Source organism: Metabacillus litoralis (assembly GCF_003667825.1).
Lineage (GTDB): Bacteria > Bacillota > Bacilli > Bacillales > Bacillaceae > Metabacillus > Metabacillus litoralis_B.
Window position 1 is genome coordinate 2903542 of the sequence record NZ_CP033043.1, and the last position, 12724, is coordinate 2916265.

At 35.5% G+C, this 12724-nt stretch carries 14 protein-coding genes and 1 pseudogene; 9 read left to right on the plus strand and 6 right to left on the minus strand.

From position 1 onward, the window contains the following. Window positions 1-327: 327 nt before the first annotated feature. Window positions 328-603 (plus strand): annotated as a pseudogene (locus D9842_RS14425) (transposase); the annotation flags it as partial. Window positions 604-682: 79 nt separating this feature from the next. On the opposite strand, the gene D9842_RS14430 reads toward D9842_RS14425, so the two are convergent. Together D9842_RS14430 and D9842_RS14435 are read right to left on the minus strand one after the other, a co-directional pair. Next, entirely contained in the window at window positions 683-853 is a 171-nt protein-coding gene (locus D9842_RS14430; RefSeq protein WP_121663118.1) for a glycogen biosynthesis protein GlgD, read from the minus strand. Then, complete coding sequence (locus D9842_RS14435) at window positions 850-1122, minus strand: YtzC family protein (RefSeq protein WP_121663119.1); 273 nt, start codon at window positions 1120-1122, stop codon at window positions 850-852. The genes D9842_RS14430 and D9842_RS14435 overlap by 4 nt, the downstream gene beginning before the upstream one ends. A gap of 180 nt (window positions 1123-1302) precedes the next feature. Here D9842_RS14435 and D9842_RS14440 point away from each other — a divergent pair, with 180 nt between their 5' ends. Both D9842_RS14440 and D9842_RS14445 read left to right on the plus strand, forming a co-directional pair. After that, window positions 1303-2265, plus strand: coding sequence for a tRNA modification radical SAM protein MnmL/YtqA (locus D9842_RS14440; protein WP_121663120.1), 963 nt, complete (start codon window positions 1303-1305; stop codon window positions 2263-2265). Continuing rightward, window positions 2265-2837: a tRNA 5-(aminomethyl)-2-thiouridylate-methyltransferase MnmM gene (locus D9842_RS14445; protein WP_121663121.1), complete on the plus strand. Its 573-nt coding sequence runs from the start codon at window positions 2265-2267 to the stop codon at window positions 2835-2837. Before D9842_RS14440 ends, D9842_RS14445 begins: the two co-directional genes overlap by 1 nt. Window positions 2838-2869: 32 nt before the next feature. Here the strand turns inward: D9842_RS14445 and D9842_RS14450 are convergent, their stop codons facing one another. Together D9842_RS14450 and D9842_RS14455 are read right to left on the minus strand one after the other, a co-directional pair. Continuing rightward, window positions 2870-3949 carry a tetraprenyl-beta-curcumene synthase family protein gene (locus D9842_RS14450; protein WP_121663122.1) on the minus strand — a complete coding sequence of 360 codons (1080 nt, stop codon included), beginning with the start codon at window positions 3947-3949 and terminating at the stop codon, window positions 2870-2872. Window positions 3950-4001: 52 nt separating this feature from the next. Beyond that, window positions 4002-4796: an alpha/beta hydrolase gene (locus D9842_RS14455; protein ID WP_121663123.1), complete on the minus strand. Its 795-nt coding sequence runs from the start codon at window positions 4794-4796 to the stop codon at window positions 4002-4004. A gap of 127 nt (window positions 4797-4923) precedes the next feature. Here D9842_RS14455 and D9842_RS14460 point away from each other — a divergent pair, with 127 nt between their 5' ends. From D9842_RS14460 to D9842_RS14470, 3 genes are all read left to right on the plus strand, one after another. Then, complete coding sequence (locus tag D9842_RS14460; protein WP_121663124.1) at window positions 4924-5451, plus strand: gamma carbonic anhydrase; 528 nt, start codon at window positions 4924-4926, stop codon at window positions 5449-5451. A gap of 365 nt (window positions 5452-5816) precedes the next feature. After that, complete coding sequence (locus D9842_RS14465; RefSeq protein ID WP_121663125.1) at window positions 5817-6371, plus strand: phosphatase PAP2 family protein; 555 nt, start codon at window positions 5817-5819, stop codon at window positions 6369-6371. Between the two features lie 71 nt (window positions 6372-6442). After that, window positions 6443-7585, plus strand: a complete 1143-nt coding sequence (locus D9842_RS14470) for a glycosyltransferase family 4 protein (RefSeq protein WP_121663126.1) — start codon at window positions 6443-6445, stop codon at window positions 7583-7585. Between the two features lie 112 nt (window positions 7586-7697). On the opposite strand, the gene D9842_RS14475 is transcribed toward D9842_RS14470, so the two are convergent. Further along, window positions 7698-8105 carry a FixH family protein gene (locus D9842_RS14475; protein ID WP_121663127.1) on the minus strand — a complete coding sequence of 136 codons (408 nt, stop codon included), beginning with the start codon at window positions 8103-8105 and terminating at the stop codon, window positions 7698-7700. Window positions 8106-8285: 180 nt separating this feature from the next. On the opposite strand from D9842_RS14475, the gene D9842_RS14480 reads away from it, so the two are divergent. Genes D9842_RS14480 through D9842_RS14490 form a run of 3 tightly spaced genes read left to right on the plus strand, consistent with a single transcriptional unit; the run spans window position 8286 to window position 11347 of the window. Continuing rightward, window positions 8286-9251, plus strand: coding sequence for a beta-propeller fold lactonase family protein (locus tag D9842_RS14480; protein ID WP_121663128.1), 966 nt, complete (start codon window positions 8286-8288; stop codon window positions 9249-9251). Further along, a complete protein-coding gene (locus D9842_RS14485; protein ID WP_121663129.1) occupies window positions 9241-9927 on the plus strand; it encodes a response regulator transcription factor in 687 nt (228 codons plus the stop codon). The genes D9842_RS14480 and D9842_RS14485 overlap by 11 nt, the downstream gene beginning before the upstream one ends. Beyond that, window positions 9911-11347 (plus strand): sensor histidine kinase, encoded by a 1437-nt coding sequence (locus tag D9842_RS14490; protein WP_257535878.1) that lies wholly within the window; start codon window positions 9911-9913, stop codon window positions 11345-11347. The genes D9842_RS14485 and D9842_RS14490 overlap by 17 nt, the downstream gene beginning before the upstream one ends. A 25-nt stretch (window positions 11348-11372) precedes the next feature. Here the strand turns inward: D9842_RS14490 and metK are convergent, their stop codons facing one another. Next, window positions 11373-12569 carry a methionine adenosyltransferase gene (gene metK, locus D9842_RS14495; RefSeq protein WP_098794921.1) on the minus strand — a complete coding sequence of 399 codons (1197 nt, stop codon included), beginning with the start codon at window positions 12567-12569 and terminating at the stop codon, window positions 11373-11375. Between the last annotated feature and the right edge of the window lie 155 nt (window positions 12570-12724).

Here is a 12724-nt window from a genome sequence, read left to right on the forward strand (position 1 = left end):
CGTCAACTCTTGAAAATTGTCAATAAAATATTAGTTAATTATTTCCAAAATAAAAAAAGGACCAATTTGATCCTTTTTTTATTTTGACTTGAGGTGAAAGGAGGCTGTTGATTTCCGTTCCAGGCGCTTCGCTTTCTGCGGGGTCTCAACTGTCCAGCTGCTCCCGCAGGAGTCTGCGCGCCTTCCACTACAATCAACACAGAAACTTTAAACTTTATGTTCAGCAGTAATAAAACATAATATAAAATGGACTTGCGCTTACCAGAATCAAATTCAGTAAGAAATCAACAAGGGTCGGGAGTATCATGGGAAACAGGTTTCAGAAACTGCCCGTTTTTATCTCAATGTACGGAAAGCAAGGATCATCAAAAGGTGGTCACTCGTCATATCTGGTAAGAGTACCTCGAAGAAGCAGACCACCTCCGGCTTCACCAGAGGTCAAAGAGATTTATTCAAAGCGAAAGGAAACATCGAGCGAGTATTAGAAAAGCATGACATGCGCTGGACACCCTTCGAGGGCTTAAAAAATTGTCCATGCAGGCGATGCTTACTTTCGCTGCCTTGAGTCTTAAAAAGATGCAAACTGGACATGATAAAGCATAAAAACAGTTTATCGACAAAAAGGGTTTGGAATGCGACCATTCCAAACCCTTTTTGTCTACAACCGACCAATCTGGTCCTTTTATAACTCATCTTCTACTCTTTGCTTAGATTTAATTGGTTGACCCTTTTTTGCATTTTTAGCTTTTGTTTCTTTTATTGGATCATAATCTTGACCAAGCTCTAGATCATTGCTGTTAACACCGTTCTTTGTTTTTTGCTCAGGGTTATTTTGCTTTGATCGTTTTTTCATCGCTCAGCATCTCCTTTAAGAATCATCTTATTTTGGAGTTCTTGAAGTTGCAATCTCATACGATAAAGCTGATCTTGCTGCTGATCATTTGCACTTAATGAAAGATGATTAATTTCGTTAACAGAATCTTCTAACCCTTGAAGTGCTTTTGTATATTCTGTCTCATTGTAATGCTCTTGTTGCGCTCCACCTTTATATTGTTCACGAGCATATTCAATTGCGTCCGTACAGCGTTGTAAATATTCATTAACTGATTGTCTTGTTGCCATGTCCATCTCCTCCAAACGATATGAAGTCAATTGAAGCTTCATCAGTTATATTGTTTACAACGGATGAAAAAACTTGTGTGCAAATATCTGGAAAGCCATCAGGTAATCTGTCTTTCCTGAAGCTAAAATGGTAAAATGATTAGATGGAAATTTGACATACTATTAAAGGAGGTTTCTATTTTGAAGCAATCCTCTTCATTTGCTTATTCTACGGATAATAAACGTTATCATACATGGAATTATCATTTACGACATCACTTTGGACATAAAGTGTTTAAAGTAGCATTAGATGGTGGCTTTGATTGCCCTAATCGAGATGGTACTGTTGCACATGGAGGATGTACTTTTTGTAGTGCTGCAGGTTCTGGTGATTTTGCAGGGAATCGTGCAGATAATCTTATTACGCAATTTCATGACATTAAAGATAAAATGCATACAAAATGGAAGAACGGAAAGTATATGGCTTATTTTCAAGCCTATACAAATACACACGCTCCTGTAGAAGTGTTAAGAGAAAAGTTTGAATCTGTTCTCGCTCAAGAAGATGTTGTAGGTCTTTCTATTGCAACACGACCAGATTGTTTACCTGATGATGTGGTCGAATACTTGGCAGAATTAAACCAACGTACGTACCTTTGGGTTGAGCTTGGTTTGCAAACTGTTCACGAACGAACAGCACTTCTCATTAACCGGGCTCATGATTTTCAATGCTATGTTGATGGGGTAAAAAAATTACGTAAACATGGAATTAGAGTGTGTTCTCATATTATTAACGGATTACCACTAGAAAATAATGAAATGATGATGGAAACTGCAAAAGCAGTTGCAAACCTTGATGTTCAAGGAATTAAAATCCACCTTTTACATTTATTAAAAGGAACACCAATGGTTAAGCAATACGAAAAAGGAAAGCTTGAGTTTTTAGGTTTAGAAGAATATGTAAATCTTGTTTGTGATCAATTGGAAATTCTTCCACCCGAGATGATTGTCCACCGTATTACAGGAGATGGGCCGATTGATCTTATGATTGGGCCTATGTGGAGCATAAACAAATGGAATGTTTTAAATTCGATTGATGCTGAATTAAAGCGAAGAAATAGCTTTCAAGGGAAATATTATCGTAAAACAGAGGTACTTTCTTAATGAAGTTAAAACGTATATTGCCTTTTGCCAAACAATTATTAGAAGAAGCAATAAATGAGGGAGATATTGTTGTTGATGCTACAATTGGAAATGGTCACGATACTGTCTTTCTAGCACAACTCGTCGGAGAACAAGGACATGTTTTCGGCTTTGATATTCAAGAACAGGCTCTTCTCAATACAGTGGAACGACTCAAAACAAATGACCTTCAAGAAAGAGTCACACTTTCTCAACAAGGACACCACTTTATTCAATCAGTTATACCTGAAGAAAAGCACGGGCTTATAAGCGGGGCTATGTTCAATCTAGGTTATTTACCAGGTGGAGATCCTTCTATTGTTACGAATTATGAAACAACAATATCAGCTATTAAACAGCTTTTACATGTGATGAAACCTGAAGGGATGATTGTCATTGTTATTTATCACGGTCATCCTGAAGGAAAGATAGAACGAGATGAGCTTATGAGCTTTGTAGAAAGAATCGATTCAAGTGTAGCTCATGTTCTAAAATATCAATTTATAAACAAACAAAATAACCCACCATATATTGTTGCAATTGAAAAATGCTAGAGGCGCCCACATAAAGGCGCCTCTTAGTTTCATTATGAACTTTTTTTCCAAGGGAATTTTTGAATTGTACGATATGCTCTTCCATTAAAATAAAAGAAAAAGGAGGTTAATCCACCTAACTTTATTAATCTCTTTGCTAATTTATTTAGCTCTTTCCTTGATGCAACCTTATCATCTGATAAATAAACTCCAAGTAATCCCCGATTAATCAAGCGATGAAAATTCTCATGTGGAATCCCTTTTAAATGAGTATCTGCCTTCTCAACGAAGTACTCCAATCTTTTGATCATGACTTCTTCTGACGAATAATAGCTACAAAAATTCAAGTCTCCACCCTGTTTATCCTCTTCTTGGTCAATTAAATAATCAAGCAGGATGTGAAGACCCTGGATATAAGGAAAATAGCTTTCCATAATTTGTTTAGCTTGATTCTCTTCAAACCCCTCTTGAAAAGCATATGCTACTAAACAAAAAATGCCAAGAGTTGACCCTGTACAAGCTGAAAACTCATACCATTCCATTTGGGGTACATTTCCTCTATGCCGTTCAAACCAGTCCTCAAGGCGTGACACTCGTTCATCCTTTTTAACATGCTTATGTACCTGAAGATCGCAATAATAATTTGATAATTCTAGTAAATACTTTGATATCAAAGGATAGTGTTGTAGGTCCGATAAAACATTTTGACATGTTTGAACTAAATCATGTAGATAGCCACCATCATTCTGATCTTCCCTGAATTGGTAATAATTTTTACATGGAGCACCACATGATAAAGCATCTAACATAGACTGATGAAGCATGCGAAAATCAACAGGATCTAGAGAAGTACTACGATCACAAAGATTATCTAGATAATCACTTATTGTTTGATAAGCAACAATAAATTCGATGCATTGTTGTTTATGCTGACCTGAAATCATTGATAAAATGGCTCCACCTTCACAGTGAAACTCTTTTTCCTGAATACTATTTAATGCTTGTAATCTTAATTCCCTATTCGGTATGCTCTCTGCCTTCTCTTTCCAATGTTTGATATAAAAATGGGTGATGGGAAATATTTCTTTATAAACCTTAGTCATTAACCTAATCGGATGCTGGGGTACTGTCAAAGGGGTTGTCACCTCTTGTATATATAGTAAAATAAAAGAATATTAACTAGTTTTACTTTTGATCATGTGAATGGGAGTCAAAAAACCTCTTTGCCGTTTCGAAAACAATTTCTTGCTCTGGCTCATTAAAAATTTCATGATAAAGCCCTTTCCACTCTTTGTAACTTTTCTCATGAAGATCTACTTTGTTAAACCATGCTTTCACAAGTGACTTATCAACAATCTTGTCTGCTCCGCCTTGCATAAGAAGTAACGGTACATCTTGAAATTTCCCAACCTGATTTTGTGCTTCTTCCATAGCCTTTTTTAACTCACGGTACCATCTTACGGAGACCTTTGTCACATATAAAGAATCATTTTCATCAAGCTCCTGTACAGCTTTACTTCGAGTAGCAAGAGCAACATTCAATTGTGACTGTACTTTAAAAGATGGCATAATTAAATTCAAGCCTTTTGAAGCGAGCTCAAGCGCCTTATTAGGCTTAAATAATATTCCTAGGCAAGGAGAAGACAAAATAACCGCCTTCACATCATGATGCTTTTCCTGCAAGGCACGAATAACAATAAGCCCTCCCATGCTATGACCTAATAAAAATAGCGGAACACCAAATTTCTTTGCTTCCGTAATCCACTCATTCACTTCTTTTATATATTCATCAAAAGATTCTATATGTCCTCTTCTTCTAGTTGTAGTTCCCTGACCTGGTAAATCACCGATTACAACATGATATCCAGCTAATCTCCACATTTCTACAAGCATTTTATAGCGACCATGATGTTCAGCAGCTCCATGGACAATAACAATACATCCCTTTACATCATCAGTTTCAGCTTCCCATTTCCACATAATGCTGCCTCTCCTTTCACTATCATCTCTTTTAACTATCTATGGAAATCAACATTTCAGTATTATAAACCAGTGGTATAATAAACGAATAAAAGTATATTCTTTCCATTAGAAAGGAATGACAAACATGATTTATCCATTTAAAGACAAAGAGCCCCAAATCTCTGAATCAGCTTTCATTGCAGATTATGTAACAATTACTGGTGATGTAATTGTCGGAGACGAATCAAGCATATGGTTTCAAACAGTCATTCGCGGAGATGTTTCACCAACAATTATAGGAAAGCGTGTGAATATTCAGGATTTATGTTGTCTTCATCAAAGTCCTAACAAACCACTAATCCTTGAAGATGACGTGACTGTTGGCCATAGTGTCATTCTACATAGTAGCATTATTCGCAAGAAAGCTTTAATTGGTATGGGTTCCATCATTTTAGATGGTGCAGAAATTGGTGAAGGAGCCTTTATTGGAGCAGGTAGTCTTGTTCCTCCCGGAAAAAAAATACCCCCTAACACGCTTGCTCTTGGTCGACCAGCAAAGGTTGTAAGATCACTAACTCAAGAAGATATAAAAGATATGGAACGAATCCGTCGCGAATATGTTGAAAAAGGACAATATTATAAATCCATAAAAAAAGATAAGCACCGTGAATAATTATTATGGGATCATACATTCTATAAAGTCTTTTTAAGGAATAAATTTACCAATGGAAACTTGGCGATAAGCCAAGTTTTTCTAATCTTTATTATTATGTTACCACCCTCTACCTTTCCATACCACTTTCAATAACTTCTTTCATAAATTGTTTAAAATGTAATCTGGACAGACACAAATACCTCTACATCTTACATATTATACCTATCTTAAGAAAATCATTTCATTTCGTTATGTTTATTTATTTAGCTATCATTAATTTTTTGAAAATGATGTGAAGGAATTTTTACATTATCTTATTATTAACTAAATATTCGTCAACTAAAATAATAGTAAAGGGGTAAATAAAAAGGAGCGTTCCTAAGATGAAAACAAGGCTTTTATCGAACATGTATGATTTTGAATGCAGGCTGTTTCGAAGTGTGAACCGTCATTTTGACCAAAAGATTCTAAATTTCTATTTTCGCAATATTACACATCTTGGTGGAGCTATTATCACAATCACGGTTTGTCTTTGTCTTATGTTTTTCACAAAAGGTAACGTACAAACTACAAGCATTGCTAGTGGGTTATCACTTCTTTTAAGTCATCTTCCCGTGGCAATGGTTAAAAAACTGTATCCACGTAAAAGACCTTACATTGCACTTGTAGAAACAAAAGTGCCTGCAAATCCATTGGAAGATCATTCCTTTCCATCAGGACATACAACAGCTATTTTTTCTGTCATCATTCCATTTATTTTATTTATGCCACAATTTGCACTCATTCTTTTACCAGTTGCTATAAGTGTAGGTTTATCAAGAATGTATCTTGGGTTACATTACCCTTCAGATGTTCTGGCTGGATGTTTACTCGGGAGCTCTGCTGGATTTGTTAGCTACACAATTTGCCATGAAATATTGTATAAGGGCCTTCTTTAACCAAAGTATGAACATAAAAATAGAAACTCATTAATGGTACCTTTCACTTTTTAGTAACTGGGGGGATTTCGATGAGAATAGCTATTTTCACAGATACTTTTGCACCAGATGTAAATGGGGTTGCAAGAACATTAAAGAGATTTACAGACTATCTAGAACACAATGGCTATGAATTTAGAGTTTTTGCACCAGAAAGTACAAATGAAAGCTTGTTTTCAAGTCATATCCACCGTTTCACAAGCTTACCATTTTTTTTGTATCCAGAATGTAGATTAGCTCTTCCCAATATGCTACATGTAAAGTCAGAGCTCCAAAAATTTAAGCCAGATTTAATCCATGTTGCCACACCTTTTAATATAGGTCTTTGCGGACTGCATTATGCTAAAAAGCTAAACATCCCGCTTGTTGGATCCTACCACACTGATTTTGATCAATATTTGGAGTACTATGATTTTCAATTTCTATCTAAGTTTCTTTGGAAGTATATGCATTGGTTTCACAAACCTCTACGCAAAATCTTTGTTCCATCTAAAGAGACCCTGGAACAATTAAAGAGAAAAGGGTTTTCCAACCTTCATATTTGGGGAAGAGGAGTTGAGTGTCAATTATTTCATCCTAATTACCCTAGTGAAGAAATTCGTTATAAATATCGTATTAAAGAAAAATATATTTTATCCTACGTTGGCCGTTTAGCTCCTGAAAAGGATATTGAAACTCTTATGAATATCACACAAAGCCTTCCTCAGAATATGAAGAATCATATTCATTGGTTAATTGTAGGAGATGGACCATCTAAAGAAGATATGCAAAAGAAAGCTCCTGAAAACATGACATTTGCTGGCTACTTAAATGGTGTGGATCTCGCAAAAGTATATGCTGCATCAGATTTATTTGTCTTTCCATCTCCAACGGAAACATTCGGAAATGTCGTTTTAGAAGCCCTTGCTTCAGGTACACCAGTCATAGGAGCTAATTCTGGTGGAGTTAAAAATATTATCAAAGAAAATCAAACCGGACATTTATGTGAACCAAGGAACGTGGAACAATTTACAAATGCTATTATTCATTTATTAACTAATCATTCTTTAAAAACACAAATGGGAAAAGAGGCACGTCAATATGCTCTTTCTCAAACATGGGATCAAATCTTTGAAGGACTATTAACAGAATATGAAGATGCATTAATTGAAAAGAAGATTATTCGCTATGCATAAGGTTTGCTGATTAATTTATGAAACAAAAACATAAAGCAAAGGAGTCTTCTCAAACGTCTCCTTTGCTTTTTAATGTCCCTCTGACAAATCAGTTTCTAGTTTCTTTGAATGATCAGGTACCTTCACCAACTTGAATATCAACCGTTGGCATTGTATGGTATCCTTTTACATTAGTATGTGCTATTACTTGATAAACTCCAGGGTCATCGAAAATATAATCAATTGAATAAGTACCGGTATCTGTTAGTTCCGCCAAAATTTTCTCGGATTCTTCTTCACCTTTTTTTATTTCAAATGTTACTTCGGCATCATCAACAAGTTCTTCGCCGTAATATACATTCGCACTAATTGTTTCTTGTTGATTTGGATTTGTATGTACATTCGCTAGTATTTCAACTTTTGGTGCCTTCACTTCAACTTCTTCTGAATGATTAGTATGCTGAGGTTCAGCAGATTGCTGGCAGCCTGCTGCAAGAAGTATACTTATCACTAGGCTACTTATCACGATCTTAAGCTTCATTCTTATTTCCCTCCTACTCTTTAAAGATAGCGAACAAATGTGATATTTTTATGAAGAAAAACAATATGAATTTATGACTTCATTCATTATTCACATTTTAAAGTTATAATAATCACTATACCATCCAAATGAATACCTTACCTACACTAAAATAAAAATAAGAATTTGAGAGGAAAATCAATGAAACGTTTAGTCTTTGGAACCATTCTTCTACTCTTAATGGTCTCCTGTTCTACAGAACCTTCATTACCAAAAATCCCATTATCGAAATCTGTTATTGCAAGTTTGAATATATACGACCAGTCTATTACTTTTATAGATGGTGATACAAAAGAAAAAATGATCTGGGAAGTACCGCACCCATTTAAAAATGGAATCCTGTTATCGAATGACAAACTACTATTATTAAATAAAGAATCAGCAAAAGGCTATGTATACCAACTTTCAACAGGTAAGAGCAAAGAGTGGGAGATTGGTGAAGGAATAGAAACCGGTCTTCTTTCTTCTGAAAAAATCTTATATCTTGCTGACCAACAAACCAATAAAATAAAAATGTTTAACTTAGATGGTAATCTTTTGAAAGAAACAACGGTGGAGCACACACCATTTGCAATTTTTGAAGATCAACATCATTTGTATGTTAGTTATCTCGATCATCCTGGTATTGCGATCCTTTCTATAGATCAGTTAGAAATGGAAGGCACCATTCCTTCTCATGATGGAGCAGCTGGTGGATTTATAACGGAGAATCAAGAACTTTGGCTCGGTGGCCATGGCTCAGGAGTTCATATCCAAGAAAATATTTATATTTATGATCTTAAAAACAAACAATTAACAGCAACGGTTCATGCACCATTGATGCCAATTGATTTTATAACAAAAGATGGCAAGGTTTATGTTTTAAGTCATGGCTCTAATATATTAAGAGAAATTGATAGTACCTCCCATCAAATTCTCCGTTCTGTTGAGGTCGGTGCAAACCCCTTTTCAATGACGTTATATAATAATTATTTATATATTAGCAACTATGACGCAAATGAAGTGGAAATTATTGATCTTCATCGTTTCAAGCAAATAGAAACCATACCGGTTGGTGATGGTCCTTTACAGTTAATTGCAAGAGAGGGAACAGCTAATGCTAAATAAAAAAATTTTAGTCGTTGATGATGAACCTGAAATGAGAGAATTAGTCAATCTTTATTTACGAAAAGAAGGATATGAGGTTTTACAAGCTGAGGATGGTGATGAAGCATTAACGTTCCTTCCTCAATTTTCACCACATTTGATTCTGTTAGATGTGATGATGCCAAAAATAGATGGATTTACACTTGGAAAGCAAATTCAAGAAGAATATAGCATTCCGATTATATTCTTAACAGCACGTGGTGACGAATGGGACCGTATACATGGTCTTAAGTTAGGTGCAGATGATTATATTGTTAAGCCTTTCAGTACAGGTGAACTGCTAGCAAGGGTCGAAGCCGTACTAAGGAGAACAAGCTATAATACAAACCAACTCCAGGATAATCGACAAAACTTTGGTTCAATCTCCTTTGAATTAAAATCCAGAAGAGCATTTTGTCATGAAAAACCCTTATCCTTAACACTCAAAGAGTACGAATTACTTTTATTTCTTGCAACCCATAAATCTCAAGTATTCTCTAGAGAGCATTTACTTGAGAAGATTTGGGGGATTGATTATACAGGAAGTGAAAGAACGGTTGACACCCATATCAAAACATTGAGACTAAAGTTAGATGCTGCAGCAAACAGTATTCAAACAGTTTGGGGGGTTGGCTATAAATTTGAAGCTGAAATGTAATTGGTCATCTAGTTCGTTAAAAACAAAAATCCGCCTATTATTTGCTGTTATCCTCTGTGTTTCAATCTTGTTTTCATTTTTATTTATTCATTATTTATATCGAAATCTTTATGTAAATGAAGTGGAGCAGTCTCTTTTAAATGAAGGATTAAAGCTAGCAAGTAGTTATACATCAGGCGAAATTTCAGATGAGTTTAAGACCCATCTTAGTTGGTATAACACAATTAGTGAATCAGAGATTTTATTGGTTAATAACCCGAGAGAATTGAGTGCATGTTTACCATTTGAAATTAATCATGAGGGTTTAATTAGCGAAGAAGAGCGAAGAAACTTATTACGTGGAGAGCATTTAATCAAGATAGGCTATGAAGAAAGATTTGACCGACAAATCATGGGTGTTGTCGTGCCCTTACTTGATGATAATAAGTTAGTCGGTATTATTTATCTTTATTTACCGCTTGCCCCTATTGAAGAGGTTTTTAATAGAACAACACCTTTGTTAATTGCTGTTGGCATTATTTTCTTTTTAGTTATCTTTAAAATCGTGAATTCAATGAGCAATACGATTTTGCAACCTATCCATGAGATGAGAAAATATGCTAAAGAACTTGCTAAAGGAAACTTCAAAAATCGAATTCCCGTAAGAACGTCTGATGAAATTGGTGGATTATCCAAAACCTTTAATCAGATGTCAGAGGCATTGGATGAGTCAGATCAAAAGAAAAAAGACTTCTTAGCCAACGTCGCCCATGAACTAAGAACTCCATTAAGTTATGTAAAGGGATATAGTGAGGTGCTTCAAGAAAAACTATATGAAACTGAGGATGAAGCTGAAAAATACCTTTCCCTTATTCAGCGAGAATCTGAGAGAATGCAAAGACTTGTTAATGATTTATTAGATTTAGCTCAGCTTGAAGGAGAAAATTACCCTTTAATAAAAGAGCCTATTGCCTTCTCTCAATTAGTAAATGACACTGTGGATCGATTTTATCATCGTCTCCAAGAAAAACAATTAATCCTTCAGCAACACTTAGACGATGAAATCATTATTATAGGTAGTCATGACCGCCTACAACAAATTATATATAACCTTCTTGAAAACGCAATAAGATACTCAGATAAACCTGGAACGATCTCGATCTCTCTCTCACAAAATCAAGAAAGCATCTTCTTTTCTATTGCTGATAATGGAATCGGGATGTCAGAAGAAGATATTATGCATATTGGTGAACGTTTTTATCGTGCAGATAAAGCAAGGAACCGTAAAGAAGGCGGTACTGGGTTAGGACTAGCTATTGTAAAACAATTAGTTCTTTTGCACGGGGGTAGAATGGAATTCAATAGTAAGCTCGGCAAAGGTACTACGTTTACGCTTGTATTCCCAAACGAACTTGGCTCCAACAAAAAAGGTCTGATGTGAACATTCACATCAGACCTTTTATACCTTATTGTAATGCAGCTTTATTTAAAGCATCTGCTTTATCTGTTCTTTCCCAAGGAAGATCAAGATCATTACGGCCAAAATGTCCGTAAGCTGCAGTTTGTTTGTAAATAGGACGTCTTAAGTCAAGCATTTTAATAATTCCAGCAGGACGTAAATCGAAATTACTGCGAACAACTTCTACTAATACTTCTTCAGAAACTTTTCCTGTTCCGAACGTATCAATTGAAATAGATACTGGCTGTGCTACGCCAATTGCATATGCTAATTGAACTTCACATTTATCAGCTAAACCAGCTGCAACGATGTTTTTCGCTACATAGCGAGCTGCATATGCTGCAGAACGGTCAACCTTTGTTGCATCTTTACCAGAGAATGCTCCACCGCCATGACGTGCATATCCACCGTAAGTATCAACAATGATTTTACGTCCAGTTAATCCAGCATCTCCTTGTGGTCCACCAATAACGAAGCGACCTGTTGGATTAATAAAGTATTTTGTTTCTTCATCAATTAATTCTGCAGGAACAACAGGATTAATAACATACTCTTTTAGGTTACGCTGGATTTGCTCAAGTGTAACTTCAGGATGATGTTGAGTTGAAATAACAATTGTATCAATACGAACTGGTTTATTATTTTCATCATATTCAACAGTTACCTGTGTTTTTCCATCAGGACGTAAGTATGGAAGAATTTCATCTTTACGAACCTCTGTTAAGCGACGTGATAATTTATGTGCTAACGAAATTGGAAGTGGCATTAATTCTTTTGTTTCATTACATGCAAACCCGAACATTAAACCTTGGTCCCCTGCACCAATTGCTTCAATTTCCTCATCTGACATTTGACCTTCACGAGCTTCTAGAGCTTGGTCTACACCCATAGCGATATCTGCTGATTGCTCATCGATTGATGTTAATACAGCACAAGTTTCCGCATCAAAACCATACTTAGCACGAGTGTAACCAATGTCTTTGATTGTTTCACGGACAATTTTTGGGATATCTACATACGTACTAGTTGTAATTTCTCCTGCAACTAACACTAAACCAGTAGTAACAGAAGTTTCACACGCTACACGTGCATTTGGATCTTTTGCAATAATTGCATCAAGAATTGAATCTGAAATTTGGTCACAGATCTTATCTGGATGGCCTTCTGTTACAGATTCTGAAGTAAAAAGACGTTTTTTAGACATAATTAAAAGCTTCCTCCTCATATTCATGTTCATTCATTTGATCCGGAACTCTTCCCAAAGTATGACCTTTAGAAAATCACGTTGGCATATTTTGTGAACAGAAGTATTATGTACCTTTACCACATGCTTGTCCTGGTAAAACTCTAATGAAGAAT